We start from the raw sequence: 23,931 nt of genomic DNA, 5'->3' as shown, positions 1-23,931 counted from the left end.
GCGCCTCCTACTTGACCTTGATGTTGCGGAAGACGCCGCAGCTCCTGGCGTGCTTGAGCACGAGCGTGGCTGGGCCCATCTCCAGCTCGCCAGTCTTCACCGCGCCGCTGGTGGTCCAGTCGGGGTCCCACGTCTTCATCAGCGGCGACCCGGCGACGGAAGCACCGTGGAGGGCGTCCATACCGAACCGCACCGCGTACAGATCGGTGAGGTTGGTGATGTTGCCGCCACCGCCGCCGCCGTCAGGGTCACGCGTCTCGACCGGGACGATGTAGCTGTTGCCGGTGAAGTCGTCGTTCTTCGTGCCCAGGTCGACCAGGACAGCGTTGCCGTACCGCTCGATGGTGCGGCCCAGGCTGTCCTGGGTGATGTTGTACTGGCCGGCCCGCTTGGCGATGGCCTTGACGCGGTTCATCAGCAGGCGGTTGCCGAGCAGCGCGTCGGGCTCGCCGTTGAGCAGGCTGAGGAACTCGTCGAGCTGGTCGGAGACGGTGATGGACTCGTCGACGGTGTCGATGGTGGCCGGCGACCAGTCCACGTAGTAGGTGCTGGTGTTCTGGAAGTGCTCGGTGACCGAGCCGGTGAGGGCGACGTCGAGGCCGTCGAAGCCGAGCACGTTGGAGGCGTGGTCGCCGTTGATGAGCTGGTCGGCGAACGTCACCCGGCAGCCCTTGATCAGCTCCGACGTCTGGAACGCCATCTCGTCCGTGAGCCGCGGGCCCAGGTGTGCGAGCGCCCGGTCCAGGTTGTACGCACCACCGAACGGGTAGAGCGAGCTGGTGATCTGGGTGCGCTTCGCCTCGCTGGGCGTGTACTCGGTGTTGAAGGCGCGGAACTGGCCGCCGCGGGTCTGGGTGAGCCTGGCGTAGGTGTAGGTGAGCGTGCCGCCACCCGTGCCCGGGGTCGCCGTGTCGTCGAACGTGATCTGGTCGAGGAGCCAGCTCCCGCGCCGGGTCTCGTCGATCACTGCGTAATCGACGTCCGACGCGGCGTTGCGCTGGGCGTCCGCGAGGGTGATGGCCATCTCTCACTTCCTGTCTGGTTGTTACGTCTGCTGGCGGGCGTATGCCTCGCGGATGGACTTCGGTCGCTCCTGGTTGCCGACGCTGCCGTTGCCGCCGCCGAAGTCGCCGCCGGAGCTGGGCGGGGCTTTGGGGGCGAGCTTGGCCAGCTTGTCGACGGCCTTCTTGATTGCGGCGTCGTCGACGTCGCCCTTGTCGTCGACGAACTTGCCGACGTCGATCAGGTCGGCAGCGTCGCCCAGGTCGAGCCCCTTGCGGGCAAGCGCGGTCTCGAACTTGGCCTCGGCGAGCTTGCGGCCGGCGGCCACCGTGGCGGTGGTCTCGCCTTCCTTGCGTGCCTTTTCGACGGCCTTCTCCTGCTCGGACATGGACGCCTTGCGGACCTTGTCGAGCTCTTCGGCCGCGCTGCTGTTCTCCTTGGCCCGCTTCTCCCACTTGCGGGCCTCGGCCTTCCAGTCGGTCTCCGTTCCCTCCTGTGCAGGAGGTGCGGGCGGCTGGTTCGCGGGCGGGGTGTTCTCGCCGGTGCCGCCCTCGGGCGCGCCTTCGGATCCGCCTGCGATGAGGCGGATGGGCCGGCCGTTCTTGCGGTAGCCGATGATGGCGCCGGGGGCGTGGGACAGGTGCATGGTGGTCTCCCGTGCGGGATCGGTGGGGTGGCCCGTGCGGGCATGAAAAAGGCCCGCACCAGGCGGGCCGTGAAGGATGTGCGACAGCTAGTCGGTGATGACCAGCTGGTAGTCGGGCTCGAACAGGCTCGGGTCGAGCACGTCGGAAGCTGGCCGTCCGGCCTGGTAGGTGTCGGCGAGGATCCGCCACACCCGGGCCCCCGCACGCACCCCGGCGGCACCAGCCTCGTCGGAGTCGGCGAACCCCGCCGCCTCCCGGTTGTCGGCCCACACGTGGCCGAGCAACTGGCCGGTGGCGGCGTCGCGCAGCTCGGCCCGCCGGACGGGCCCGGCCGGGACGCCCGGGTAGGTGCCGGAGTCGGACACGTCGACGGGGGCGAACGCGGCGTCGGTCCACCGCGCATGCGGCTGGTCTGCCATGTTCGCCTCCCTCACTCGCCGTCGTCTGTGTAGCCGTCGTCGGCGTCGCCGTACGGGTCCGGCGCCCAGCCTGCGGGCTTCTCCCAATCGTCGGGCACGATCTCCAGCTCCATGAACCACGCGTCCCGCTTGGCGCGTCCGTCGTACCTCTTGTATACAGCGTGCACGACGTACCGGGAGTTCCTGCGGATCAAGACTTCCCGCTCGTCTTCCCCGAACCCGCTGACGGGCATGACGTTCATGGCGGCGTGATCCTTGGGGACGCGGATCATCAAGTAGACATCGCCGGTGAATCTCGCCCGGGCACCCACGCTGGTGGACATGAAGCCCAGCTCAGGGAAAGTCCGGCCGACCAGATCCTTCATTGTCTCAGGCCGGTCGACATCCGCGCCGAGGAATCCGGCGTATTGCGCGCCGACACCGCGGTGGACGATGAACGACTCGGGCGCCTTGGCCTTACGGAACGCTGCGTCGAGGCCGCCGAGCAGCTGATGGAACCGATCTCGGATCGACTGGTGGTCGGGGAGCTTGCCGCGCAGGCCGTCGTTGACCAGCATGTATTCGGGGCCGGTGTAGGCGCGCAGTGCCTGCCGTTCGGCGTCGGTGAGGTCGGGCATGGGTAGGCGGTCGCCGGCCCAGGCCAGGCCGTCGGCGTTCTTGCGGTGCCGTACGGCCTTGCGCATGCCAGGCGCCTGCGCGCGGGCCCGTTCTTCGGCTTCTCGGCGGGCCTTCTCTTCTGCTGCCTTCCGCGCGGCCTCTGCTTCTCGCCGCGTCTTCTCCTCGGCGGCGGCCTGGGCGGCTGCTGCCTTCGCCGCGGCGTCAGCGTCGGGGGTGTCAGGCAGGGCTTCTTGGACCGGCGGCTGTAGGTCGGTGACCGGCCCGCCCTTCGGGCCTCCTGCCTTCGGTAGGTTGCCGGCGCCGATCTGCTCGCGGTAGGGCAACCGCTTGAGCTTGGGGTGTTCGGCGAGATGGGCGCGGAGCGCAGCTTGGGCGGCGCGCACGCGGGCGCCTGCTTCCTTCTTCGCCTCGGGGGTGAGCGCCCCCACCGCAGCCTCCTTGGCCGCCCGGATTCTCCGTTCAAGGGCGCGCTGCTTCTGGCGGGCCTTGTTGCCCTCCGGGTCGGCGGTGCCTGTCTTGAGGGTGGTGACGCCGGGCAGGTACGCGCTGACAGAGTGGCGGCAGTTCGGGTGGAACAGGCCCTTGGCCATCGCGCCGGGCAGGGTGTCGGTTACGTCGACGGTGATGTACTCGTCGTCGCGGGTCGCATGCTCGACCTGGATTGGGCCGGTAGGCCCCACGTCGCGGCGCAGTACCTTCGACTCGAAGGGCCTGCAGACCTTGCACTCCTGCACGTTGTCGCTGACATAGACCAGGTCGATGTCGATGTCGGCGAGCCGGTCAGTCTGGCCCTGCACCGCGGCCCGCTGCGCGTTCGTCCTGGCCAGCATCTCGACGTAGGAGCTGAGCTTCCAGCGGCGGCCGGCGCGGTCGGTGAAGTCGACGATGCCCTTGTCCATGAGCCGCTGCCACGCTGCTTGGCTGGCCTCCCTGCGTGTGAATGCTCCGCTGGTGACGCGGGCTGCGGTCCCGGCCTGGACGGCACGGTAGGCGTCGAGCGGCGCCCTCAGGATGTTCATGTCGACTCGGCCGACGTCCCTGTGGAGGGCCTGGGCGATGTTCTCGAGGACGCGCGCGTTCGGCATCACCGCGGTGGCGCGGCGCGCCTGCTGGCCGACCCCGGACTTCGGGAACCAGCGCTCAGGCAGGTCGGCGATCGCCGCATCCGAGCCGGACCGGTACGCGCGGGCGATCGCCTCCCGGATCCGGCCGGCGCGCGCCGCCTGCAGGCTGGCCAGGATGAGCCGGGCCGACTGCTGGAGCTTGCGGACGGAGTCGAGCTTCTCCTGGTAGAAGGCGACCGTCTGGGGCTGCTCGTCAAGGTCGGCGCGGAGGCGCTGCGCCACGGTGCGTACGAGCGCGGTCTCGACCTCGCGATACAGGTCGGCGACCGAGCTCGCAATGCGGTCGAGGAGGTCCTGGTCCACAGCCATCGCGAGGACCTCCCCAGCGTGCTACTCCCGCGGTGGCCCGTCCTTGGCCTTCGGCTCCTCGGGATCGCCCTCGGCGTCGGGGCCGGTCATCTCGCCGGGCAGCGCGAACGGATCCTCCATCGGATCGGGCCTCGCATCCGCGATCGCGTCCACCTCGGCCTTGACCTGGTCCTCGTCCCAGTCCGAGTGCAGCATCCTGACGAGCGTCTCGTCGGACGCGGCCTCCGCGCGGCGCATCAGCTCGGCCGTCTGCGCCAGCTGCAGCATGTCCGGCGACACGGAGTCGGCGAGCACGATGGCTGGCCGCTCCGGGGTGACGCCCAGTTGGGGGAAGAGCTTCGCGGTGAGCTCCAGCAGCATCTCCAGGCCGTCGCCCACCGGGGGGATGGTGTGGAGGCCCTTCTTCGCCCTGGTCGTCAGGCTCCGGCGTTCCTTCGCGCTTACCTCGGTGGCGGTGACGGCCACCTCGCCGGACAGGCCGAAGCTTTGGGCGGAGTAGCCGGTGGCGCGGAGGATGGCGGCCAGCTGCTCGGCCTGCGTCTCCTTGTGCTCGGCGTAGCGGATGGCGAACTGCTGCGCCGAGATTTCCATGCGGTCGTCGCCGCCGAGCACGTCGAGCGCCTCGTATAGCTCGCGGTCGGGGTCGAAGTAGGCGCCCTGGCCCTTGCCGAGGGACTGCAGGTAGGAGCGGGGGACGATCAACCTCGCCTTCGCGAGGCGGATGTCACGCATCCACGACGTCCAGGTTTCGTCGAGCGCGTCCATCAGGCCGAGCACGGGCCCGTCGAAGTCGCTGCGGCCGAGGTTGGCGCCGGCCGGGAAGTTCCGCCAGGTCCGGTTGGGCCGCATGTTGGGGACGTACACGGCGGTGCACCGGTCGATGTGAGTCTCGACGACCGGCTGCAGGTTCTCCGTCTCGGGGTGGGCCGAGAGCGGCAGCGAGTCGCCGAGCTGGCCCGGCTTGCCCTTGAAGAGGGCGTGCCGGATCGCGCCGGGCTCGTGGTGTTCGAGGTGCCACCAGCAGGTCTGGTCGTCGGAGTCGAGGATCCGCCAGAACGTGACCGCCCAGAGCTTGCCCCACCGCCACTCCGGTACGGCGGCGTCGGCATGGACGACGGCCAGCCAGGGGGCTGTGGCGATCTGCTCGTCCCAGACGGCGCGCAGGTAGTAGCCGCCGAGCGCGGCCCCGACTTCGGCGCCTTCGAGGAGGGTGGCCTGGAGCTGGGGCATCATCTGGTCGATGTGCTCCTGGGTGGCCTCGTCTTCGACGGTGACGGTCGGTGGCTCGGAGAAGAGCAGGTCGGCGCTCATGGTGGCGATGTCGGAGGCGACGGGCACGTGGAGTTTGGTGAGCTTCTCGCCGGCGGGGGTGGGTGCGCCCCAGAACATGCGGGCGAACGCGCCGACGATGCCGCCGCGCAGCTGGGATGGCCGGTTGGCGGGCTGCTGGCCGGTGTAGAGGGCCGCGAGCTCCTCGGGTGAGCCTCGGTACCAGGTGTCGAGCACCTGGTAGTGGCTGTAGATGGGTTGGAGGTGTTGGGGCGGCCAGGTGCCGCCGCTCGGCAGCGGCATGGATCGCTCTCCTATGTCGTGGTACAGACGAGATGTGACGAAGGAATACGCAGCCCTTTTGGCGCAGGTAATCCCGGTCGTCGCACTAGCCATTGCGATCGAAGCGCGAGCACTTGCCAAGAGATCAGCTGAGCTGTACCTCGTCCGTGACGAGAAGACGGACGGGAGTCACCAAGGGGTTGGCGTTCTTCTCATGGCGATGGCACAGATCGTGCTCACCGTTGGCGAGGTGAGAGCATTGGCTGTTGTGCGCGGTCCTGTTCTCACCTCTGAGGACTGGCTGAGCGCCGCTCTTGTGGTAGGTATCGCATGCGCATTTCTCGTTCCGGTGGGCGAGTCGGTACTCCGGGTCTTCTTTGCGGGAGATCCCCGGCGGGGTGAGCCAGGCAGGCGAACCCGGTGGCGGGTCGGCGCCGCGCTGGTGTTCTTCGCCGCTCTCGTCGGAGTCGAGAAGCTACTTTCATGATCATTTAATTGCCTGCGGGAAGTAAAGATTCCCCCAAGTTAACGATCAGTAGAGCGGCGCTCACGCGAACGCTGTGTCCCGATTCGATTACGCCGTGCCTGCCCGTACTCAACGAGGCATTTGATGACGGCATGACGGTTAAGAAGCCGGGCCCCCTCGCTGGGTGCTGGAGTGTCGGCGGCCTGCTGGTGAGCATGGTCGCTGTGGCAGTGGGCTTAAGCCTGCTAGAAGACCTGGGTGATCCCTGGGAAACCATCGCGTATGGGCTCCTCGGAGTTGGTGGCCTTTCTGCCGCAGGCTTCGCCGTCTGGCGGGAGAGCCGAAAAGAGGCGGTAGAGCGCTACCGAGCAGCGATCGAGGAAGCCAAACTCGACCCTCGCGAGCGAGTCCGCATGCGGGCCGAAAAGGTGAGAGCGGCGTTCGATCAGGCAGGGCATCTCATGGAGGAGCTCCAGCGGGACATCGACGCGCAGCAGGCTGTTCGTGATGCGCTCCTGGCCCAGTCAGAGGAGCAGGAGCGTCTGCTTGAGATCAACGCGCAGCATGCTGAGAAGATCCGGCAGATCCTGCTCGGGGCAACTGAGAAGGATGCTTCAAGGGCGAAGCGACGTGACCTCATTCTGTTTGGTCTCGGTGTTGCCGTCTCGATTCCGATCGGCGTCTTGATCAATCTCCTGGTCCCGTAACCGTCACGCGGCCTTGTTGGGCGGAGCAAGCCGTCCATGCCAGACGTTCCGCGTGGTCCTGATCCCGTACCTGAGCGCGTCGCACCCGTGGTCGTTGACCTTGAGTGGCTTGTCCTCGCCTTTCTCGGAAGCGTCCGGATCCCATGCGTAGCCGGGAATCTCCTTGATCAGCTCCTTGCATCCGGCGTGGACGAGGAGCCGGCCGGTGGCGAAGAGGGAGGCGACGTCGCGGATGCCGTCGACCACCTCGTTGTCGGCGAGGGTCGAGTTCCAGCCGTCGCGGTGCAGCTGCACGCGGAACGATGCGGCCGAGGGGTCGACGATGCGATAGGACGGCGTGATGCCGAGACCGGCCTCCCATGCGCGCAGCCGCTCCGAATACTCGGCGTCCGTCAGGGAGCCGCGCTGCTTCTTCGAGTCCCAGCGCCACTCATGCCCGACGTAGAGGCGTTGGTCCGTGCCGAGACCGATGGCGAGGGCGTGGAACGGGTTCGTGGTGCCGTAGTCGAGTGCGATGCACAGCCATTGCGTGATGGCGGGCAGCTCCTGGACGACGTGCCGGGCCGGATCCCACGACTCGTAGATGACGCCCTCGGCGAGCACCCACTGACCCAAGATCAGCCGCTTGTGCCAAAGCCCCGTGAACTCCGAGGACACGTCGGCGACGTACTCCGCTGACAGGTTCGGGTTGTCCTTCAGTTGGAAGGAGAATCGGGCGAGGTTGAGCGTGTCGTCGGTCTCGCGATGCAGCTGGCCGTCGTAGTCCAGCCAGAGCCGGGCCCGGTCGAGGTAGTTGGCCTTCAGCCAGTGCTGCGGCCCGTCGGGGTTCGTGGTGCCGACTAGGCGTGCGCCCGCGATCGAGAGGCGGGTGAGCAGCATGACGAAGAACGACTCCGGCAGGGTGCTCACCTCGTCGCAGTACGCCCCGACGAGGGACAAGCCGCGGATCTTCTCCTGCGCGCGCTCGTCGTTCGCGCCCACGATGTACACCTTGCGGCCCAGTAGGAACAGCTCTCCGGTGCCGGCCACGAGATGACAGCGCTTGTCGCCGAGCATCTCGACGAGGACGTCGATGATGTTGCGGCGGAGTGTGCGCTCGGTCTTGCCGACCATGAGTAGCGGGCCAGGTGGGGCTTGGCGTACGAACTCCATCCACTTCAGGAGCGAGACGATCGTCTTGGAGGAGCGGACGGAGCCATCCCAGATGTTGAGGCGCGCGTCGGCGAGGCGGTAGGAGTCGACCTGCTTGCCAACGAGGGGTGTGACGATCACTGGCCTGTGATGCCGCGAAGCCAGACGTCGACGGCGGCCAGGCCCTCGGGGTCGCGGTCGAGCTCGATGAGACGGGCGTGCTTGTCGACGGCGACGGCGAGGGAGCGGAGGATCTTCTCTTGGCCGGCGAAGTCGGGGTGGTCGAGATGGGCCTCGGCGTAGGTGTTGTCGCGTCCTCCGAAGTTGTAGACCTTGCAGGGTTCCCAGAGCTGCGTGCGCAGTCGGAGGGCGTCGTCGAGCAGCTGGTCGGCGAGCAGGGCGCGCTTGTGCTTGGCGTCGGCGATGCGGGCCTCGGTGGCGGCCTTGGTCTGGGTGCGGTCGAAGCTCAGGCCGAGGTCTTTGGCGTGCTTGCTGATGGTGGCGCGGTCGCGTCCGAGCTGGCGGGCGATGGCGTTGCATCCGTGGCCGGCGGCGTGGAGGTCGCGGATCTGCTGGCGCTCGTCGTCGCTGAGTGGGGCGGGGGCGGGCATCGTTCACCCCCCGGATGTGCGAAAGCCCCGCGCGGGGCGGGGCCTTGTTGTGTTGGGAGGTTAGGCCATGGTGACCACCTCCGGGTTTCGGGCATGCCGAAGACGCCTCGATCATGAGTTATCCACAGGCCCGGTGTCAAGCCAGGTCAGTAACGAGATGCCAGGACTTCCGCTGCAGCTTTCGGTCCTATCTCCATCCAGTTACTCCAGACGATCCGGCCGTTGGCGAGTTCCGCGCCGATACGGACGCGCCCGCCGTGAGCAGGCTCATTTGGGGAGCCAGCCCTGTGCGTACGCCACTTCGCTTGCGAGATTCCTTTGAGCGTGTGCTGGGCGTCGCCGATCAGCCCGATCTCGTGCGGCGGGTTGAGGCCATCGTGACCATGGAAGCGCACGATCTGGACTTCCCCCGCCCGGTGGTTGCTCACGATCACGTTCACGTACGTCATCCGGGTCGAACCACCCTCGGGGTAGTTCTGGAGCATCTCGGTCTCCACGGACGCAGCAACTTTGATCTGGTAGCCGCCGCGCTTGTACGTACGCCATGTGAAGATCAGGCCTACGAGTGCCACGGCGAGGCCCGCGGTTCCGATGCCACGCGCGAACCAGTCGGGCTCAGTTGCTGCCAGCAACAGGATGCTCATGCCCCAATGGTCTCGTGTGTTTCGTGGTCGCGTACCCGCTTGGCCAGCCGTTCCCAGTCCCACAACGGCCAGCACGGTTTGCCGCCCCACCACGTGCCCACCTCGCGCTGCGGGGGCTCGCACTGGCCATGGCAGATGATCGCGATCTGGGGCGGCCGGCCGGGGAGTTCGTGGATCCGCCACGTGTACTCGCCGCCGATCGGGTTCTCAGCCGTCCGGCCGAGGCACCAGGGGCAGATGACGCGCACGGTCTGGCCGGTGTACAGCATCGCCAGGGCGCGGGCGACGGACTCGTACACGCGGTGCACGATCGGCTCGGCCCACTCGCTCCACGGGCCCGGCTCCCCGAGGTCCTCCTGCTCCTCGGCCAGGCGGGCGCGGGCGTACGCGAGGTAGGGGCGGGCGTCCAGCTCGCCCATGCCGGGTGAGGCGAGGAGTGGGCGGACGGACCATTCGCCGAGCTCGGCCGCGAGGTCGTCGGCGTGCACCAGGACGTCGAGGACGGTCTGGAGGACGTTGACGTCGAGCGGGGCCGGCGACTCCCTGACCCCGAGCGGGTTGCGGAAGTACCTGTCCAGGTAGGCGGCGGCGTCGAGCAGTTCCTTGCCCTCGGCGTCGAGGGTGGGCGTTTGCCACGGCCGGCGGGTGGCCATGGGGAGGCGGGCGTCGAGGAGGTCGGGCCAGTACTCGATGAGCCAGTCCAGGGTCTCAATCGTGGGGTGGGACACGGGCAGCTCCCCCGAGGTGTGGTTAGACGGACAGGTCGAAAAGGGCGGCTTGGGTGCCGGCGGGCAGCCAGTCCGTCTCCGTATGGCAGCGGCACGGGCACACATTGCGGCAGACGCGATCGGCGAGCCAGACGTCGATCGTCCGCCACTTCCAGCCGGATCCGACCGTGACGGGATTGCCGCTGCGCCTGCGGAGCAGGTGCGACTCGGCGATGACTTCGATGCCGTCGCCGACGCCGTGTATGGGCGGTGTCCCGCCGCCGGAACAGTAGTGGCACAGCGGGGGGTTGGTGCAGCGGCACATGATGCTCAGGTGGGCGGCTCCCCCGCGGGCGAGCACGTTGGTGCGCACCCAGGTGGCCTCCTCGGGGGTCACTCGTCTGCCTTCGGGGCGTTGAGCCGGTCGGCCTGCTGCTGGCGCCAGGAGTCGCTGGACATCAGGCCGTACACAGCGACGCTGAGGAGCGCCGGGAGCGCGGTGAGGGCGCCGAGACCGGCGAGCCTCCAGTCGCCGAGCCAGATGGCGGCGGCGAACAGGAGCCAGACGATCGCCGAGATTGCGCCCGTGGCCTTCAGGACGCGCCGGGACGCTCGGTCGATCTTCGCGGACTGTTCTGGCGTAAGGCGGTTAGCCATGGCTGATCACGCTGCCCTTCAGGTACGCGTCGACGGCGGTGGCTGGGACACGGATGGACCGGCCGACCCGGATCGTGCCGGGGAAGGCGTCGCCGTGGACGAGGCGGTAGGCGGTCATCTTGCAGACGCGCATGCGCGCGGCGATCTCCCGGACGGTCAGGTACTTCTCTTCGCGCGCGGCGGCCTGGGCCAACGTTGGCGGCTTGGTGCTTCTGTTCATGGGGTGTGTGGCTCCTTGATGTTGAGGATGTAGGGCTTGCCGCAGTGGGCGGTTCGGTGTGGGTGGTCGAGGGGTGCGTGCCAGTGGGTGTTGCCGCAGTGGGGGCATTCCTTGACGTGGAGGAGCATGTAGCCGGTGGCTGGGCTGATGACGATGTGGGCGTCTGCTCGGGTGAGGGTGATGCAGATGTCGGCGTTGTGGGGCTGGTTCATGTGTTCGCAGAGGGTGGTGCAGGGGTTGCAGTAGCCGGCGCCTTCGGGTCGTCCGCAGGTGGTGCAGTGGGGGTCGCAGTCGCCTGTGATGAGGGTCTTGGGGCGGGCTCGGTGGCGGGTTCGGGTGTCCGGGACTGGGGCTGTCCGGGACCCCGTCCTCTCTGTAGAGAGGAGAGGACGGGGACAGGTCCCGGCCACGCTGCCCGGCTGAAGATCGTCTAGCTGTCCGGGACCTGTCCGGGACAGGTGTGTGCTGGGGTTTTGTGGGTGATCGTCTTGGGGTGGGGACAGGTCGAATAGGGCCGTTAAACCCTCGGGGGGTATTGGGGGGTTGCGGCGTTGTGATCTGCGGGTTCGCGTAACAGACAAATGTTCTGCCTCCTGTCCGGGACAGCTTGGACGGCAGGTCGCAGAGTTGCGACACACCCTCCGGGGGGTATTTAACGATCTTGCTCGGGGGTCTGTCCCGGACAGTTCCAAGATCTTTAGACAGGCCCGGACAGCGTCCCGGACAGCCGCTCCGCGGCCCCTCATCGGAGCCCCGCACGACGCGCCGCGATGGCCGCCGAGATGGTCTCGTTCGACGCTTTGAACCCCGCCAGGGCGAGCTCGTCGCGGATCGCGTCCCGCCCGGCGTCCAGAGGCACCTGGAGGCCGTCCAGCTTGTCTATGAGCGCGGTCACCTTCGGCGGCAGCCCGGAGCCGCCCACGGCGAGCTCGTGGCGCAGCGGATCGGCCCGGCGGCGCAGCTCGATCAGCGGCACGCCGTGGTTCGCGCGGGACATCTCCCGCTTGAGGTACAGCGAGGTCTCGCTGACCTTGACGAGCAGCCAGACGGCGTCCACGTCGGCGCCCTTCGCGCTGCTGCCGCGCTGGCCCTTCTCCAAGTCCTTGCCGGAGTGGTCGAGGCGGATGACGCTGACGCCCATGCCCTTCAACGGGGCGAGCGCATGGCGGTAGAGGTTGGCGAAGGTGTCGGCATCGTTCTCGCTGCCCTCGATCACCCGGCTGACGGTGTCGATGACGACGAGGGCGGGCTGGTGGGCCTTGGCGAGCGCCAGGAGGTGCTGGCCGCCGGCCGCGGAGTCGAGGACGGGCAGGCTGGGGAAGCTGAAGTAGACCAGGTTGGTCTGGAGCAGCTCAAGGTCGGCGGGTCCGTAGCCGAGGTTGGTGAGGCGTTCGACGATGTCGGCTTGGCTGTTCTCGATGTCGATGTACAGGATGCGCGCGGGCGGCTGGGCGGGTTGGCTGAGGACTGGCCGGCCGGTGGCGAGGGCGGCGGCGATCTCCAGCGTGAACAGGCTCTTGCCAGCCTTGGGCGGGCTGTAGATGGCGATGGAGCGGCCCTGCTCGATGAGGTTCTCCACCAGCCAGGGGATCTCCTCGGGCTGGGAGGAGAACGCGGCTGTCCAGTCGATGGGGGTGTAGAGCCCGGCGAGGGCGTTGGCGGCGTTGGTGTTGGAGCCGGCGATGTCGCCGAGGGCCTTGCTGATCTCTTCCTGGACGGCTGTCAGCGCGTCGTGGATGTTGTCGGTGGCTGCTGCGTTGGTGACCCATTGGATGCCGCGGGTGAGGGCGGCGAGGCTGCGCCTGGTGTTGGCGTGTCGGGCGACGATTCCGGCGTGGAAGGCGGGGTCTCCGGCGAGGGGTGCGGCGGCCATGAGCTCGTGGAGGTAGAGCAGCCCGCCGTCGATCTTGTCGAGGGTGCTTTCGCGTTGGAGTTTGTCGCCGAGGATGACGGCGTCTGTAGGGGCGTCGGCATCGTGTAGGTCGAGGATGGCCTGGTAGATGGTCCGGTGGGCGGGTCTGTAGAAGGCCTCGGGGTCGGGGAGTGCTGTGCGGATGTGGGGGACGATGTACTGCACGGTCATGCAGGTGCCGAGCACGGCTTGCTCTGCGCCGAGGTCCCAGAGCTTGGAGTCCTGCTCGGTGGTCAACCGTGTCTCCCGGGTGGTTCAGGGGTGGAGGTTGGGGCGGGATGTGATGTATTCCGACTGAAGTCCATAAGATGGGCGTGACCTGCGGTGATAGCGGAGACCGATGGTCGTGGTCGCCCTTGTTGGGGCGAAAGACTGCAGGTCAGACGATGTGATGTATTTCAGTCGGGTCGCGTCAAGGCGCGCGGGCACGGAGGCGCGACTCGCGCTCGCGCTGCTCGGCGACGGTGGCCTTGGCCGCGGCCTGCAGCTCGGGGGAGGCGCGGCGTTTGCCGGTGGCGATGTTGCGGGCGTCGGTGACCCAGGAGTCGACGAGCGAGGCATACGGGTTGCCCAGCGTCCAGCTGGGGCAGTCGCCGCACAGGCACCGCTTGGGTGCGCAGTAGCCGGCGGGCGGTTCGGGTTCGCCTGCGATGGCTGCGGGGGTGTTTGCTGTGCAGCGCCAGCCCTGGATGTAGAAGCGCGTGGGGACGGCCCCGCAGCGGGTGGCCGCGGCGCCGTCCCAGTGGACGCAGGGGTTCATCGAGCGGGCCGGTCCATGGCCATGTTGGCGTGCTGGAGCTGGTCGACTCGCTGGGCGAGGGCGTCCGCGCGGGCGCGCTCCTTCAGCAGGTCGGCGCGGGTGACAACCGCGGGCATGGCGATGGTGGTCTCCTCGGCGACCGCGCGGTCTCGGCGTTCCCGCAGGAGGGCACGGCGGGCCTCGTCGAGCTGGTCGCCGAGGTGGTTGCGCTGCTTGGTCAGCCGGGCGTTGGCGGCCTCGGCGGTGTGCAGCTCGGCCGCCAGCTGGTCGCGCGCTGCCCGTGTGTCGTACAGCTCGGCCGCCAGCGCGGCCCGGCCGCGGAGCCAGTCGCGCAGCATCACACGCTCGCCGGGGCGCCGCACATGATGCCGATGCTGAGCTCGTCGGTGGTGGTCACTGGTTTCCCTTCAGAGATTGGAAGCAGGGTTTGCACCAGACGGCGAGGCCGTCGGGGTTCTTGCGGTTGAGGTAGAAGCGGCTGACTCCGCGCGGTGTGTTGCAGCGGGGGCAGGTCTTGAGGGGCTCACCAGGTAGGGCGTCGGTCTTGGCCGGGGGCTGATTTGCGCAGCTCCGGCAGATGGCGCGGCGGGCGGCCCGTCCCGGCGTGTTGATGCCGAACTCCTGCTGGGGCTTGAGCTCCCTGCAGTTCCGGCACTGCTTGGGCGGGAGGCGGCTGAGGATGACGCGCTCGCGCTCCGAGGCGGTCATGGCGGCGACGACGCCATCCGGGCCGAGGTAGTCGGGGATGGACAGCACCCAGTCGCGGCACTCGGCCAGCACCGGGCACGCGCGGCAGGTAGCGCGGGCCGCCCGTAGGGCGGCCGGGCTGTCTGGGTACATGAGCTCGGGCTGGCCTATGCATAGGCCGACGCCTGTCCAGGTGGGCATGTAGTCGAGGGCGAGTGCGGTCATCGTGCCGCCTCCGGGGCCTTGAGCCGGGCCTCGTACCGCTCGGCGGTCCGCTTGGAGACCCCTATCCGCTCGGCGGCCACGCGTACGCTGATGCGGCGGTTGCGAAGTTCGGCGTACTCCTCCAGCCGCCATAGGCACGGCAGGCCGGTTTTCAGCGGGGGAAACTGGTCCAGCGTGCCTGCGCGGAGGTAGCGGCTGTAGCAGGCGCGGCGCAGGCCACGGCCTCCGTGGATGCCGGGTTCTCCACAGCACCAGCAGGTGACCTCTACGGTGGTCTTGATGTCGCTCACCTGGCCGCCTCCGGCCACGTCATCTTGGCCAGTGCCTCGCGCTGAGTCTTGGGTAGTTCGACGAGCGGGTGGCCGAGGGCGTCGAGGCCGGCCGCGCGAAGCCACCAGGCGTCCACCTGGTTGTCGTCGCGAATGTCGAGTCCGGCGCGCTGGTAGAGAGCCATGCGCATGTCGGGCTTGGTCGCGTTGCCTTTACCCGTGGCGAACTTCTTGAGGGTGGCCGGGGGCACGAGCGCGTACGGCACCTTCAGCTCCATGAGGGCGATGCGCACGGCGCCGTGGACCATTCCGGTGATGCCCGCGCTGTGCGCGTGGGTGGGCAGGTCCTCGATGACGGCCAGCTCGATCGGCTCGTCGCGGACGTAGTCGTAGGCGTTGGCCCGGACGGTGACCATGATGCGGCGCAGGCGCTCGTCGCCGTCGGACGTCACGGTGCGGATGGTGGAGAGGGGGCGCCCGTCCCAGGTGGCAATGCCAGTGGCGGTGAGGGACAGGTCGAGGCCGATCACGCGCGGGGCGGTCATGGCTGGCCTGCCCACTGCTGCAGGGCCACGCTGGCGTCGCGGATGGCCGGCCACAGCTCGGACGGCCGCTCCGCAGTAGTGAGCCGGGTGAGGATGGCACGGTAGACGTCCCGCTCCTCCTCCAGCTGGCCGCGTGCCGTCTCGTGCGCGCACTCGACCGGGTTGCCACCGCACTCGGCGCGCTCGGGCGCGGGCATGCCGTGCTCGGCCTCCAGCACGCTGGCCGCGATCGCGCTCGCGTTAGCCAGCCCGCGGGCCTCTACGGGGTCGGACAGGAGCAGGGCCAGGTCCTCGCTCGTGCCGGCCCCGTGGAACTCGATCGGGACGACGGGGCCGGACGGGTACTTGATCACGGCCCCGACGATCGGCTGAGTGACGCGGGTGAAGGTGGTGCGTCGCAGCTGCGTCATGCCAGGGCCTCCTGACGCTCGAAGGGGACGATGGGCCACTCCTCGCGCACGTCGTCGAAGGGCTTGCCCTGCCGCTCCAGGTAGGCGCGGAACGAGCGGGCCTGCTCGGCCTTTGCGCGCACCTGGAGCTCGTGCAACTCGTGCAGCGGCATCTCGGCGATGCGCGGGTTGCGCTGGGCGATCCGGTAGACGACCCGGGCTGCGGCAAGGGCGTCGTGCGAGGCGTCGTGCGCGCCGTCGATGCGGACGTCGTAGTGCGCGCACACGTCGGCGAGCTTCCGGGATCCCTTCCGCCACTTGTCGAGGTGCTTGTCGAGGACGAAGCCGTCGATCACCACCGGCCGCGCGCCCAGGAACCGCTCGGCGAACGACTCCAGCCCGTGCCTACGGCTCTCGCGGTCGAGGAGGGTGAGGTCGTAGGCGAGGTTGTAGCCGACGATCGGCACCCCGTCGTACACCTGCCCCGTGAGGATGTCGGTGAGCAGGCCGACCACGGTCATCGGATCGTCGCCGTGCTCACGCGCGTACTCGGTGGTGATGCCATGCACCGCGGTGGCGCCCTCGGGAATCTCGATGCCGGGGTCGGTGAGGAGGGTCTTGGTCTGGGCCTCGCCGGTGGTGCCGTTGATGAGGGAAACACAGCCGGTGACGATCCGGTCGGCCTCGACGTCGATGCCGGTGGTCTCCAGGTCGAAGGCGAGCAGCATGCCCTTGTGCCAGGCCATCAGAACGGCACCGCCTCTTCGGCGCCCGCCGGAGTGGTGGCAGGGGCGAGGCCGTTGTACTTGCCGGCCTTGACCAGCTTGAGGAACGCGGCCAGTTCGTTCTCGGCCGCGGCCTTGTGGTGGATGCCCATGGCTCCCTCGAATATCTTGGCCAGTTCCGTCATGCCGCGCGGCCAGGCGGAGACGATCTGCTGCCACAGCAGCTCGGCGTCGGAGCCGGGCGCCTCCTGGGCGGGCTCGACGGCCGGGGCGGGCTGCTGGAGTTCGGCGACGCGCGCCTTGGCCGCGGCCTCGACCTGCTTGCCGTCCGCGTTGGGGTCCTGCTTGGCCTGCTCCCAGATCTTGACGACGTCGTCACGGGATCCGGCGGCGGCGATGAGCACCTCGTAGTCCGTGCGCGGCGCCTCGATTGCAGTACGGCTCGCGCCAGCGACGGCGGGAGCTGTACCCGCCCCGATGGCAGTCCGGCCACCACCGGCGACCAGCTCGCCAGGGGTCAGCCCCTCCACCTCGATGGTCGGGACCATGAACCGGCGGGTCTCCCCGTCCCGCTTGACCACCCGCTCCTCAAGCGACAGGTTCGCGGCGACGTAGCCGCCCGCCTGCGCGAGGAAGGCGGCCACGTCGGGAAGCTCGACGGCGGCGTAGTAGCCGTGGGTCTCCAGCCTGAAGACCCCAATGCCCTCGACGTCCCGCAGCACGACGTTTAGCCGGGTGGTGGGCTTGCACAGCATCTCGTCTGCCTGGGCGCACAGGCACGAGGAGTCCGAGAGGATCTCAGTCTGGCCGTCGCAGCGGCGCTTGCAGCCGCCGCCGGACCACAGCTCGTACCACTGGGAGACAGGCTGCGGCGGGACGAGGATGGGCAGGCGGGTGGCGTCGGTGATGACCTCCCATGCGGAGGGTCCGCCGTTGGCAGGGGTCCACTCGCGGACCTCGCCGCCGTACAGCTTGGCCACCTTGTCCAGGAGCGCACGGGAGGCGCTGGTGAGCCGGAACCGGTCCAGCTTGGCCGGGCGAGTGCCGCCGCGGGCGGTGGGCTGGACCTCGCCGATGCGGATGCGGCCGAGCTCGCGGGCGCGCTTCTGCAGGTTGATGATGGGCATGGTCAGGCCACCTCCCGGGCCTGGGAACGCTTGAGAGTGAGGGCCTGGCCGACGATGTTCTTGGCCGGGCCGGTCTGGAACTCCGCCACGCGGCGGATGAAGGTGAAGGCCTCGAACACGTCGTCGCCGCAGCGCACCGGGTAGAGGCGGTAGCCCTCCGGTCGCAGGTGCAGGACGACGCCGACCTCGTGGCGTGGCGGCATCTCCACCCGCGTGCCGTCACGTAGCCAGCCGTACTTGGCCTTGCGGTAGGCGGACATCTGGACGCCGGCCTCGGGGTACACGCCGTGAACGTTGCCGTCGTAGGTGCGGCTGTCGAGCTCACCACCGGTCTTCGTATCGCCCGGGATCTCCATGTCGGCCGGGCAGCCGAGTTCGGCGGCGAGGAGCGGGGAGCGGAGGAGGTAGTCGAGGGTGCCGGCGAACTTGTGCTCGTAGTCGGCGACGACCATCTCGGAGGCGGTGAAGGTGATCTGCCAGTCGGCGACGAACTGTTCGAAGTTGGCCACGTACGGGCGCAGTTCTGGGTCGTTCGCGATCGCGTCGGGGACTGGGGTGTCGAGCACCTTGGCTTCGATCAGCGCGTGGACGGTGGTGCCGAGGTCGCCGCGTTCCTCTTTCTTGCGGGTGTGGGCGCGCTTGAGCCAGTCCGTCATCTCCTTGGCGGTGTCGGGGTGGCGGGATGCGCGGACGAGCTGGGGTAGGTGCTCCATTGCGGTTTCGGCGACGAGTCGCCCGGCCCAGTGGATGAGCGCTTCCTTGGGCGACCCCTGGTTGAGGATGGTGGTCACGGAGCGGAGGAGTTGGCCGGTGACGTGGCACTTGTAGAACCCGGCCGTCGAGCGGCGGGGGATGCGGGCGGTGCCGACCGGCACGCCGCTCCCCGGGCAGGGGATGGCGTTGCCAGCGGGGGTGTGCTTGCGGATGGTGCCGTCCTTGTTGACCTGCTGCTGGGTCTTGCAGGTGGGGCAGTCCGCTCGTGTGGTGGTGGTCATGCGCGGCTCGTTTCGGTGGCCGTGAGCTCGCCCTTGCGGGTGCCCTTCGGCCGGTAGGGGTGGGCCCCCGCCCGGGTGGGGGCGGGGGTGTCGATGAACGGTGCGAGCCACGCCTGGGCGTCGGCCTTGGCGATGGCGTCGAGGGCAGCGGTACGGCGGGTGTGCAGGGCGCGGAGACGCGTGAGCAGACCGGTCACTTCTCGCCGTCCTCTTCGGTGTCCAGCCAGGCGGCAGTGCGCGTCACGTGCGTGTCGTGGCGCCGGACGCGGGTGCCGCTGTGGCTGGTGCACAGGTCGCCGGGCTGTGCGTTGCAGGTGGGACAGGCGGCCGCGATCTGGGGGAGCTCTCGGGCGGGCCCGGATGCGGTCATCGGGCACCGTCCACGTACTCAGCGACGTCCGACCAGCGCTCCGACACGGCCGTTAGCAGCGACCGCTCACGCTCCATGACGGCGGTGTCCCGTTCCCACTGCTCTGGGTCGCGCCAGGCCCAGATCTCGTCCTCGATGAGGCGGGCCAGCGTGGTCGGGTCGAGCGCGTCGAGCTCCCAGGACGAGCGCCCGTGCGAGGCGATGTAGCCGGACGCGCGGGAGTCGGTCAGCTTGGCCGGGTTGGGCGGCGGCTGGTACTCCTCGACCTGGTCCATGTTGAGCGCGATGCGTACGACGTCGGTGTCCGCCCCGAACAGAGCCAGGCGGTCGCGGATATCCCTCGTCATGTCCACGCCGGACGGGTCATGGTCGCCGAGGTGGACGATGACGGTCTTCTGGCCGCTCCGCTCGTACCGACTCAGGCGTTGCGCCGCCCCCCACATCTCCGACTGGGAGGTGTAGCCCCGGCAGGAGAAGTAGTCGACGTCGTACCGCTGGCAGACCCCGGCGATCACGCCGACGAGAGCATCCTTCTCGATCCACACCTCGACGCGAGTGGGCTGGTTGGCCCATCGTTCGGTGCGGTACTGGTGAGCGACGGCATCCACAATCGACTCCGGGCTGTCCCAGTGCGCCAGCGAGCGAAGGTTCCGTGTGCGGTCGACGATGTAGTTCCAGTCGAGCAGGCCGGCCAGGCGGGCATCGTTGACGATGGAGCCGAGCCGGTCGTATTCGGTCTGCTTGTTGGCGATCCAGTCGCGGGAGACGAACTGGTAGTACAGCTGCCGGAGCGTCAGGTCGAAGCCCTGGCTGGCGTAGTCGGCGCAGATGGCGTTGGCGCGCTCGATGATGTCGAGGGTGGAGCGCCTGAAGGTCTTGGGGACGTAGGTGATGAGCGGCATCAGGCACCGCCGATACAGCCGCCGGAGATGAGCGTCAGCTCCATCCCCACCGGCACCACGACCGCCTGCGCCGCGCACCGGCAGCGGGCGTCCTGGTAGCGGACCGCCACCCGGCCGCCGTACACCGGGTGCACGGCCTGGACGCGGACGGGTTCGCCGTCGTTCCACTCCGGTGTGGAGACGATCTGGCAGGCGTGCAGGTCAACGGCCACCATCACGCACCGTCCGCGGTTGCCTCGTGGTGGCAGTCCGCGCACAGCCACACCAGGGTGTCCGTGCGGTGGTCCCGCTGCTGGGCGAGTCCCTCGCGAGCGCCGCACTCGACGCACTTGGCCTGCTCGATGCGGGTAACGCAGTACACCTCAACGGGGACGCCGCGGTACGTGCCCTCCGCGCGCACAGTGAGGTGCTCGCCGTTCACCCGCTCCGTGACGTCCACCCCGAGGAAGTTCGCGACCTCCTCCACTCGCTCACGGCTGAAGGTGTGGCCGTCCACCTCGCCGGGGGAGTGCGCCCGTAGAGACCAGTTGATGCCGTCCGGGCCCTTGATGACGATGTCCGCCAGCGCGAGGGCGGCGCGGTGCGTGGCCAGCCGATCGAGCATCTCGTCGGAGGCTGGCCTCCACTCGCCGTCCGTACCCTGGACCACGAGTACGGAGTCGGGGAAGGACACCGTCAGCGCGCGGAACATGTCGCGGGCCTCAGCCTGGCCGGTGGTCGGCTCGGTGCTGCTGATCTTTGCGGCGCCGCGCCAGATGTGAACGGCGTAGCGGATGGCGTGGGGATCGATCTGCTGCTGATCTGCGATAATGGTCATGAGACTTGCGTCCCTTTCTCGTTGGGGATTGCGGTCTGCGAGGTCCGGCCCCGGCAGGCTGGGCCTCGCCGCGTTTCAGGACTGAGCGGCGGCGCGCTTGGCGATCCACGCCTGGATGGCCTCGACGGGCACGCGCGACATGGGCTTCTTCGAGGACTTGCGGCCGACGTCGATGATGGGCAGGTCGCCGTCGGCGACGAGCCGGTAGGCGTGCGACCGCGAGACGCGCATCGCCTTCGCGGCCTCGGGGATGGTGAGCAGCACTTTCTGCTCCTTGGTGTTGGAATTTTCGGACGCTGGATGCGAAAAAAGGGTGCCGACCTCGACGCCGAGGGCTTCCGCCAGGAGTTCGGCGGTGCCTCGGCTGCAGGATGTGCGGCGGCCGGACGTTAGGTGCTGGATGGCCTGCTTGGTGAGGCCGACCTGCTTCGCCAGGGTGACCGTGTCGTGGCGGCCCTTCATCAGCTCGCGCAGTAGCTCGCGGCTGCGTAGGGCCATCTCGGGACGCCGTGACACGCGGGAGACCTCCGTGGACTTGGGGGGACGTTGGAAGATTTTTCCAACACCCTAGACCTTTGAACGAATCCTGTCCACTAGGTGGCCAGATGCATCCTCATGTAGCCCCGGAGATCTGGTTTGATTGCCGCATCTTGTTGTCTAGCAAGTCTCGGGTTACATAGGTAAGGCGAACCTCTGTCGGATTCCTCCAACAGACGTGTCAGACGGCAAGGTCAGCAGTACAGGCGAGGGCTAACGAGAGGCGACCACTGATGCCGCCGCGAGACATGAACGGCACCACCAGCCAGCACCCTCTCAGCGACTACGTCCAGGCATACCTGGAGCGAACAGAGCTGAGCGCGCGCCAGCTGGCAAGGCAATGCGTCGACCCCCAAACCGGTCACAGACTGCTCCACACCTACCTGTCCGCCCTGGCCGCCAACGAGGTCCCCAGGGTCCCCGACATGTGGCGATTGCGCGCACTAGCAGCAGGAATGGCCACAGACGCGTCAGTGCGAGACGACAGCGACTACCGGCGACGACTCGAAGAGATCAAGAAAGTGGCGGCCATCCAGTGGCTGGACCTCGGCGACGTACTGCGCGTGGACACAGGCGGGGGCACCTGGGTCACGGTCAACGTCCCGGCCGGGCTGTCCGAGCGCCGGCGGCAACGCCTCATCAAGTGGGCCGAGGACATGGCCCGCGAATTGGACCAAGAAGATTGATCTAGTGACTATCTAGCCATAGGGCGACTGTGCCCTTACCTGTCGTAAGAATTTTCAACCATTCCGTTGTCCCGGGCGTCACACTGAAGCTTCGAAAACGCAAAACGCCCGGAAAGACACGGTGATGCTCCAATGGACGGAACGGTCCACTATCGCCTGCTCCCATCCCATCGGCTCCCATACGGGCCGATCTGCATCCACCGCACCCGGGCCGGGAACCTCCACGTTCTCGTCGACCAGGCCCAGATGGACCCGATCCTGGGTCCCGTCGTAGCGGGCCTCAGCGACAGCATCCTCGACGTCGGCAGCATCGCCCCACTCTCACGCGTCCGTGTCTACCGCGATCACACCCTCGGCGGCGACGACCTGATCGCTGCCCACATCGAAGGCGCAACCGTCAACGTGTTCATGCCCTTCGACCTCGTCACTCGCCAGATCACACAGCAGCTCGGGGCGCACGGCACCGCCGCGCTCCAAGCGATCATGCGCCACGCGCCGATCATCGGCCAAGGCCCGGTCCCGGCCGCCTGACACCCTGGAGGAAACTCATGTCATCCCTGCGCAAGACCCCGTCCGGCCGCTGGCAGGCAACCGTCAGGGTGGGGCGCGCACGCCGCTCACGCACGTTCCCGAGCCGTAGGGAAGCGCGGCGGTGGGCGGACAACACAGAGGTCGCCGCACGGCGCCTGGCCCACGCTGCCCCCACCGCCACCTTCACCTGGACCGCGGCCGGTCTCTCCATCCACATCCCCGAAAACCTGATCACCATGGACCGTGCCATGGTCCTCGAGCGCCTCCTCATCGAAGTGCTGGCCGGAGCGGAGGACTGATGGCCTACATCCGCCGCCTACCGAGCGGCCTCTACCAGGCCACCGTCCGCATGCCCAACGGCAAACGCACCACGAAGACCAACAAGCTGAAGTCCAAGGTCGAGAAGTGGGCCAAGGCGTTGGAGGCCCAGTTCGACCAGGGCGACATCCGCGACCCCAAGGCCGGCGAGATCAAGGTGAAAGCCTGGCACGAGCGCGTCACCGCCGCCCGCGTCATCGAGGCCCCGACCAAGGCCAAGAACGCCAGCCTCTGGAACACCCACTGCAAAGATCGGTGGGGCGACTGGCCGATGCAGGCCATCCAGCGCGTCGACGCACAGGCATGGGTGGGCGACCTGCAGGAGACCCGGCGCGCCCGCCACCGAGGCCGGCCCGCCTCGGCATTCGACGACGCGGACGAGATCCCGTTCATCAGCGCCGCGACGATTCACGACATCGTCCACATCATGACTGGCCTATACAAGGCGGCGATGAAGGAGCACCCGCCGATCGTCCTCGTCAACCCGTTCCTCGACCTCGAGCTGCCCAAGCGGTCCGCCACAGCGATCGACTTCTATGAGCCCGATGAGATCGCCGCGCTGTACGCCGCCCTGGAGCGCCTGCATGGGCCGAAGTGGCGCACCCTGGTAGAGCTCGGCATGGACGTCGGGCTACGCCCTGGGGAGGTCTACGGGCTCCACGGCCACCGCGTCGACTGGATACGCGGGAAGCTCTCCGTGGTCGAGGTGGCGACCCGCGACGGCATCCGGGAGTACCCGAAGTCGATGAAGTCGAACCGCACCGTGCCCATCCCTCCCCAGACGCTGGAGCGGATGAGCCTGCTCATGCAAGGCCGGCCGCGCGAGGCCCTGGTCTTCACCGCGCCGGGCGGCGGGTCCGTGGACGACGGAGACTTCCGCAACAGGGTCTGGTACCCGGCAGTTGAGGCGGCCCGGCTGTGCGGCCACCGATCGCCGAGCGAGGCAGCGGACGGGGATGTGTTCGTCGAGGGGGAGTGCGGCGAGATCTGCGATGCGCCGGCGCATCGAATCCGCCGGTTCCCGCCGAGGATCACGCGGCACACCGCGGCGAGCAGACTGGTGCAGGATGGGGTGCCGTTGTACGACGTCCAGGCGCTGCTGGGGCATGAGTCGTTCGAGACTACGCAGCGTTATGCGCATCTGGCGCCGGATGCGCACGAGAAGGTGACGGCTTCGTGGAGCCGACGCACGAGTTAGCGATCTTGACGCATCGGTGACGCATGATCATGAAAAGAGCCCTTCCCGGATCTCTCCGAAAAGGGCCTCTTACCTGGCTGGTCGGGGTGGCGGGATTTGAACCCACGACCTCTTCGTCCCGAACG

The 23,931-nt window shown here is 68.3% G+C and carries 35 protein-coding genes; 6 read left to right on the top strand and 29 right to left on the bottom strand.

Features of this window, described 5'->3' with window-relative positions; genetic code table 11:
* Positions 1–7 precede the first annotated feature (7 nt).
* The 5 genes from DQW85_RS04635 to DQW85_RS04615 all read right to left on the bottom strand — a co-directional run bounded on the left by DQW85_RS04635 (position 8) and on the right by DQW85_RS04615 (position 5,691).
* Positions 8–1,024: a major capsid protein gene (locus DQW85_RS04635; protein ID WP_113699177.1), complete on the bottom strand. Its 1,017-nt coding sequence runs from the start codon at positions 1,022–1,024 to the stop codon at positions 8–10.
* Positions 1,025–1,045: 21 nt separating this feature from the next.
* Positions 1,046–1,648, bottom strand: coding sequence for a hypothetical protein (locus DQW85_RS04630; RefSeq protein ID WP_113699176.1), 603 nt, complete (start codon positions 1,646–1,648; stop codon positions 1,046–1,048).
* Positions 1,649–1,735: 87 nt separating this feature from the next.
* Positions 1,736–2,068, bottom strand: a complete 333-nt coding sequence (locus tag DQW85_RS04625; protein ID WP_113699175.1) for a hypothetical protein — start codon at positions 2,066–2,068, stop codon at positions 1,736–1,738.
* Positions 2,069–2,079: 11 nt separating this feature from the next.
* The gene (locus tag DQW85_RS04620) at positions 2,080–4,119 is read right to left on the bottom strand and encodes a phage minor capsid protein (protein WP_113699174.1); all 2,040 of its coding nucleotides are present in this window, start codon (positions 4,117–4,119) and stop codon (positions 2,080–2,082) included.
* A 21-nt stretch (positions 4,120–4,140) separates the two neighbouring features.
* On the bottom strand, positions 4,141–5,691 hold the full coding sequence (locus DQW85_RS04615; RefSeq protein WP_113699173.1) for a hypothetical protein: 1,551 nt from the start codon (positions 5,689–5,691) through the stop codon (positions 4,141–4,143).
* A gap of 34 nt (positions 5,692–5,725) precedes the next feature.
* Between DQW85_RS04615 and DQW85_RS44145 the strand changes: the two genes are divergently transcribed.
* Together DQW85_RS44145 and DQW85_RS04610 are read left to right on the top strand one after the other, a co-directional pair.
* A complete protein-coding gene (locus DQW85_RS44145) occupies positions 5,726–6,157 on the top strand; it encodes a hypothetical protein (protein ID WP_162794729.1) in 432 nt (143 codons plus the stop codon).
* A gap of 131 nt (positions 6,158–6,288) precedes the next feature.
* Positions 6,289–6,843 carry a hypothetical protein gene (locus DQW85_RS04610; protein WP_113699172.1) on the top strand — a complete coding sequence of 185 codons (555 nt, stop codon included), beginning with the start codon at positions 6,289–6,291 and terminating at the stop codon, positions 6,841–6,843.
* Positions 6,844–6,846: 3 nt separating this feature from the next.
* Here the strand turns inward: DQW85_RS04610 and DQW85_RS04605 are convergent, their stop codons facing one another.
* From DQW85_RS04605 to DQW85_RS04500, 24 genes are all read right to left on the bottom strand, one after another.
* Positions 6,847–8,115, bottom strand: coding sequence for a PBSX family phage terminase large subunit (locus DQW85_RS04605; protein ID WP_240196920.1), 1,269 nt, complete (start codon positions 8,113–8,115; stop codon positions 6,847–6,849).
* Complete coding sequence (locus DQW85_RS04600) at positions 8,112–8,585, bottom strand: helix-turn-helix domain-containing protein (protein ID WP_113699171.1); 474 nt, start codon at positions 8,583–8,585, stop codon at positions 8,112–8,114. Before DQW85_RS04600 ends, DQW85_RS04605 begins: the two co-directional genes overlap by 4 nt.
* Before the next feature lie 146 nt (positions 8,586–8,731).
* Positions 8,732–9,229: a hypothetical protein gene (locus DQW85_RS04595; RefSeq protein WP_113699170.1), complete on the bottom strand. Its 498-nt coding sequence runs from the start codon at positions 9,227–9,229 to the stop codon at positions 8,732–8,734.
* Positions 9,226–9,957, bottom strand: coding sequence for a hypothetical protein (locus DQW85_RS04590; RefSeq protein ID WP_113699169.1), 732 nt, complete (start codon positions 9,955–9,957; stop codon positions 9,226–9,228). The genes DQW85_RS04595 and DQW85_RS04590 overlap by 4 nt, the downstream gene beginning before the upstream one ends.
* A 22-nt stretch (positions 9,958–9,979) precedes the next feature.
* Complete coding sequence (locus DQW85_RS04585) at positions 9,980–10,333, bottom strand: hypothetical protein (RefSeq protein WP_113699168.1); 354 nt, start codon at positions 10,331–10,333, stop codon at positions 9,980–9,982.
* A complete protein-coding gene (locus DQW85_RS04580) occupies positions 10,330–10,593 on the bottom strand; it encodes a hypothetical protein (protein WP_113699167.1) in 264 nt (87 codons plus the stop codon). Before DQW85_RS04580 ends, DQW85_RS04585 begins: the two co-directional genes overlap by 4 nt.
* Complete coding sequence (locus DQW85_RS04575) at positions 10,586–10,813, bottom strand: helix-turn-helix transcriptional regulator (RefSeq protein WP_113699166.1); 228 nt, start codon at positions 10,811–10,813, stop codon at positions 10,586–10,588. Before DQW85_RS04575 ends, DQW85_RS04580 begins: the two co-directional genes overlap by 8 nt.
* Complete coding sequence (locus DQW85_RS44140; RefSeq protein ID WP_162794728.1) at positions 10,810–11,025, bottom strand: hypothetical protein; 216 nt, start codon at positions 11,023–11,025, stop codon at positions 10,810–10,812. The genes DQW85_RS04575 and DQW85_RS44140 overlap by 4 nt, the downstream gene beginning before the upstream one ends.
* 530 nt (positions 11,026–11,555) lie before the next feature.
* The gene (locus DQW85_RS04570; protein WP_113699165.1) at positions 11,556–12,962 is read right to left on the bottom strand and encodes an AAA family ATPase; all 1,407 of its coding nucleotides are present in this window, start codon (positions 12,960–12,962) and stop codon (positions 11,556–11,558) included.
* A gap of 175 nt (positions 12,963–13,137) precedes the next feature.
* Positions 13,138–13,485, bottom strand: a complete 348-nt coding sequence (locus DQW85_RS04565; RefSeq protein ID WP_113699164.1) for a hypothetical protein — start codon at positions 13,483–13,485, stop codon at positions 13,138–13,140.
* Positions 13,482–13,823 (bottom strand): hypothetical protein, encoded by a 342-nt coding sequence (locus DQW85_RS04560; protein WP_162794727.1) that lies wholly within the window; start codon positions 13,821–13,823, stop codon positions 13,482–13,484. The genes DQW85_RS04565 and DQW85_RS04560 overlap by 4 nt, the downstream gene beginning before the upstream one ends.
* 55 nt (positions 13,824–13,878) lie before the next feature.
* Positions 13,879–14,397 (bottom strand): WhiB family transcriptional regulator, encoded by a 519-nt coding sequence (locus tag DQW85_RS04555; protein ID WP_113699162.1) that lies wholly within the window; start codon positions 14,395–14,397, stop codon positions 13,879–13,881.
* A complete protein-coding gene (locus DQW85_RS04550; RefSeq protein ID WP_162794726.1) occupies positions 14,394–14,687 on the bottom strand; it encodes a hypothetical protein in 294 nt (97 codons plus the stop codon). Before DQW85_RS04550 ends, DQW85_RS04555 begins: the two co-directional genes overlap by 4 nt.
* Entirely contained in the window at positions 14,684–15,211 is a 528-nt protein-coding gene (locus tag DQW85_RS04545; RefSeq protein ID WP_113699160.1) for a RuvC family protein, read from the bottom strand. The genes DQW85_RS04550 and DQW85_RS04545 overlap by 4 nt, the downstream gene beginning before the upstream one ends.
* A complete protein-coding gene (locus DQW85_RS04540) occupies positions 15,208–15,621 on the bottom strand; it encodes a hypothetical protein (protein WP_113699159.1) in 414 nt (137 codons plus the stop codon). The genes DQW85_RS04545 and DQW85_RS04540 overlap by 4 nt, the downstream gene beginning before the upstream one ends.
* Positions 15,618–16,346, bottom strand: coding sequence for a 3'-5' exonuclease (locus DQW85_RS04535; protein WP_113699158.1), 729 nt, complete (start codon positions 16,344–16,346; stop codon positions 15,618–15,620). Before DQW85_RS04535 ends, DQW85_RS04540 begins: the two co-directional genes overlap by 4 nt.
* A complete protein-coding gene (locus tag DQW85_RS04530; protein ID WP_113699157.1) occupies positions 16,346–17,452 on the bottom strand; it encodes a recombination directionality factor in 1,107 nt (368 codons plus the stop codon). The genes DQW85_RS04535 and DQW85_RS04530 overlap by 1 nt, the downstream gene beginning before the upstream one ends.
* 2 nt (positions 17,453–17,454) lie before the next feature.
* Positions 17,455–18,447 carry a hypothetical protein gene (locus tag DQW85_RS04525; protein WP_113699156.1) on the bottom strand — a complete coding sequence of 331 codons (993 nt, stop codon included), beginning with the start codon at positions 18,445–18,447 and terminating at the stop codon, positions 17,455–17,457.
* Positions 18,444–18,644, bottom strand: coding sequence for a hypothetical protein (locus tag DQW85_RS04520; RefSeq protein ID WP_113699155.1), 201 nt, complete (start codon positions 18,642–18,644; stop codon positions 18,444–18,446). The genes DQW85_RS04525 and DQW85_RS04520 overlap by 4 nt, the downstream gene beginning before the upstream one ends.
* Positions 18,641–18,817, bottom strand: coding sequence for a zinc finger domain-containing protein (locus tag DQW85_RS44135; RefSeq protein WP_162794725.1), 177 nt, complete (start codon positions 18,815–18,817; stop codon positions 18,641–18,643). Before DQW85_RS44135 ends, DQW85_RS04520 begins: the two co-directional genes overlap by 4 nt.
* Positions 18,814–19,719, bottom strand: coding sequence for a hypothetical protein (locus DQW85_RS04515; RefSeq protein WP_113699154.1), 906 nt, complete (start codon positions 19,717–19,719; stop codon positions 18,814–18,816). Before DQW85_RS04515 ends, DQW85_RS44135 begins: the two co-directional genes overlap by 4 nt.
* Complete coding sequence (locus tag DQW85_RS04510) at positions 19,719–19,934, bottom strand: hypothetical protein (protein WP_113699153.1); 216 nt, start codon at positions 19,932–19,934, stop codon at positions 19,719–19,721. Before DQW85_RS04510 ends, DQW85_RS04515 begins: the two co-directional genes overlap by 1 nt.
* The gene (locus tag DQW85_RS04505) at positions 19,934–20,536 is read right to left on the bottom strand and encodes a hypothetical protein (protein WP_113699152.1); all 603 of its coding nucleotides are present in this window, start codon (positions 20,534–20,536) and stop codon (positions 19,934–19,936) included. The genes DQW85_RS04510 and DQW85_RS04505 overlap by 1 nt, the downstream gene beginning before the upstream one ends.
* Before the next feature lie 75 nt (positions 20,537–20,611).
* The gene (locus DQW85_RS04500; RefSeq protein ID WP_113699151.1) at positions 20,612–21,034 is read right to left on the bottom strand and encodes a helix-turn-helix domain-containing protein; all 423 of its coding nucleotides are present in this window, start codon (positions 21,032–21,034) and stop codon (positions 20,612–20,614) included.
* Positions 21,035–21,306: 272 nt separating this feature from the next.
* Between DQW85_RS04500 and DQW85_RS04495 the strand changes: the two genes are divergently transcribed.
* The 4 genes from DQW85_RS04495 (at position 21,307) to DQW85_RS04480 (ending at position 23,806) form a co-directional block, all read left to right on the top strand.
* Entirely contained in the window at positions 21,307–21,759 is a 453-nt protein-coding gene (locus DQW85_RS04495; protein ID WP_162794724.1) for a hypothetical protein, read from the top strand.
* Positions 21,760–22,005: 246 nt separating this feature from the next.
* Positions 22,006–22,290 (top strand): hypothetical protein, encoded by a 285-nt coding sequence (locus tag DQW85_RS04490; protein WP_162794723.1) that lies wholly within the window; start codon positions 22,006–22,008, stop codon positions 22,288–22,290.
* Positions 22,291–22,307: 17 nt separating this feature from the next.
* Complete coding sequence (locus DQW85_RS04485; protein ID WP_113699148.1) at positions 22,308–22,589, top strand: hypothetical protein; 282 nt, start codon at positions 22,308–22,310, stop codon at positions 22,587–22,589.
* Positions 22,589–23,806, top strand: coding sequence for a tyrosine-type recombinase/integrase (locus tag DQW85_RS04480; protein ID WP_113699147.1), 1,218 nt, complete (start codon positions 22,589–22,591; stop codon positions 23,804–23,806). Before DQW85_RS04485 ends, DQW85_RS04480 begins: the two co-directional genes overlap by 1 nt.
* The last annotated feature ends 125 nt before the right edge of the window (positions 23,807–23,931 follow it).

The organism is Nonomuraea lactucae (assembly GCF_003313395.1).
GTDB lineage: Bacteria > Actinomycetota > Actinomycetes > Streptosporangiales > Streptosporangiaceae > Nonomuraea > Nonomuraea lactucae.
Note: the sequence above shows the minus strand (reverse complement) of the source record. Positions and strands in the feature narration are given on the sequence as shown.

What these genes read in the sequence shown, in the direction of transcription:
- DQW85_RS04635 (WP_113699177.1), bottom strand. Translation starts at nt 1,024, where the DNA reads ATGGCCATCACCCTCGCGGACGCCCAGCGCAACGCCGCGTCGGACGTC.
- DQW85_RS04620 (WP_113699174.1), bottom strand. Translation starts at nt 4,119, where the DNA reads ATGGCTGTGGACCAGGACCTCCTCGACCGCATTGCGAGCTCGGTCGCC.
- DQW85_RS04625 (WP_113699175.1), bottom strand. Translation starts at nt 2,068, where the DNA reads ATGGCAGACCAGCCGCATGCGCGGTGGACCGACGCCGCGTTCGCCCCC.
- DQW85_RS04510 (WP_113699153.1), bottom strand. Translation starts at nt 19,934, where the DNA reads ATGGTGGCCGTTGACCTGCACGCCTGCCAGATCGTCTCCACACCGGAG.
- DQW85_RS04485 (WP_113699148.1), top strand. Translation starts at nt 22,308, where the DNA reads ATGTCATCCCTGCGCAAGACCCCGTCCGGCCGCTGGCAGGCAACCGTC.
- DQW85_RS04490 (WP_162794723.1), top strand. Translation starts at nt 22,006, where the DNA reads ATGGACCCGATCCTGGGTCCCGTCGTAGCGGGCCTCAGCGACAGCATC.
- DQW85_RS04615 (WP_113699173.1), bottom strand. Translation starts at nt 5,691, where the DNA reads ATGCCGCTGCCGAGCGGCGGCACCTGGCCGCCCCAACACCTCCAACCC.
- DQW85_RS04515 (WP_113699154.1), bottom strand. Translation starts at nt 19,719, where the DNA reads ATGCCGCTCATCACCTACGTCCCCAAGACCTTCAGGCGCTCCACCCTC.
- DQW85_RS04560 (WP_162794727.1), bottom strand. Translation starts at nt 13,823, where the DNA reads ATGCTGCGCGACTGGCTCCGCGGCCGGGCCGCGCTGGCGGCCGAGCTG.
- DQW85_RS04630 (WP_113699176.1), bottom strand. Translation starts at nt 1,648, where the DNA reads ATGCACCTGTCCCACGCCCCCGGCGCCATCATCGGCTACCGCAAGAAC.
- DQW85_RS04535 (WP_113699158.1), bottom strand. Translation starts at nt 16,346, where the DNA reads ATGGCCTGGCACAAGGGCATGCTGCTCGCCTTCGACCTGGAGACCACC.
- DQW85_RS04595 (WP_113699170.1), bottom strand. Translation starts at nt 9,229, where the DNA reads ATGAGCATCCTGTTGCTGGCAGCAACTGAGCCCGACTGGTTCGCGCGT.
- DQW85_RS04525 (WP_113699156.1), bottom strand. Translation starts at nt 18,447, where the DNA reads ATGACCACCACCACACGAGCGGACTGCCCCACCTGCAAGACCCAGCAG.
- DQW85_RS04575 (WP_113699166.1), bottom strand. Translation starts at nt 10,813, where the DNA reads ATGAACAGAAGCACCAAGCCGCCAACGTTGGCCCAGGCCGCCGCGCGC.
- DQW85_RS04495 (WP_162794724.1), top strand. Translation starts at nt 21,307, where the DNA reads ATGCCGCCGCGAGACATGAACGGCACCACCAGCCAGCACCCTCTCAGC.
- DQW85_RS04480 (WP_113699147.1), top strand. Translation starts at nt 22,589, where the DNA reads ATGGCCTACATCCGCCGCCTACCGAGCGGCCTCTACCAGGCCACCGTC.
- DQW85_RS04580 (WP_113699167.1), bottom strand. Translation starts at nt 10,593, where the DNA reads ATGGCTAACCGCCTTACGCCAGAACAGTCCGCGAAGATCGACCGAGCG.
- DQW85_RS04555 (WP_113699162.1), bottom strand. Translation starts at nt 14,397, where the DNA reads ATGACCGCACTCGCCCTCGACTACATGCCCACCTGGACAGGCGTCGGC.
- DQW85_RS04505 (WP_113699152.1), bottom strand. Translation starts at nt 20,536, where the DNA reads ATGACCATTATCGCAGATCAGCAGCAGATCGATCCCCACGCCATCCGC.
- DQW85_RS44140 (WP_162794728.1), bottom strand. Translation starts at nt 11,025, where the DNA reads ATGAACCAGCCCCACAACGCCGACATCTGCATCACCCTCACCCGAGCA.
- DQW85_RS04600 (WP_113699171.1), bottom strand. Translation starts at nt 8,585, where the DNA reads ATGCCCGCCCCCGCCCCACTCAGCGACGACGAGCGCCAGCAGATCCGC.
- DQW85_RS04565 (WP_113699164.1), bottom strand. Translation starts at nt 13,485, where the DNA reads ATGAACCCCTGCGTCCACTGGGACGGCGCCGCGGCCACCCGCTGCGGG.
- DQW85_RS04610 (WP_113699172.1), top strand. Translation starts at nt 6,289, where the DNA reads ATGACGGTTAAGAAGCCGGGCCCCCTCGCTGGGTGCTGGAGTGTCGGC.
- DQW85_RS44135 (WP_162794725.1), bottom strand. Translation starts at nt 18,817, where the DNA reads ATGACCGCATCCGGGCCCGCCCGAGAGCTCCCCCAGATCGCGGCCGCC.
- DQW85_RS04545 (WP_113699160.1), bottom strand. Translation starts at nt 15,211, where the DNA reads ATGACCGCCCCGCGCGTGATCGGCCTCGACCTGTCCCTCACCGCCACT.
- DQW85_RS04540 (WP_113699159.1), bottom strand. Translation starts at nt 15,621, where the DNA reads ATGACGCAGCTGCGACGCACCACCTTCACCCGCGTCACTCAGCCGATC.
- DQW85_RS04500 (WP_113699151.1), bottom strand. Translation starts at nt 21,034, where the DNA reads ATGGCCCTACGCAGCCGCGAGCTACTGCGCGAGCTGATGAAGGGCCGC.
- DQW85_RS04530 (WP_113699157.1), bottom strand. Translation starts at nt 17,452, where the DNA reads ATGCCCATCATCAACCTGCAGAAGCGCGCCCGCGAGCTCGGCCGCATC.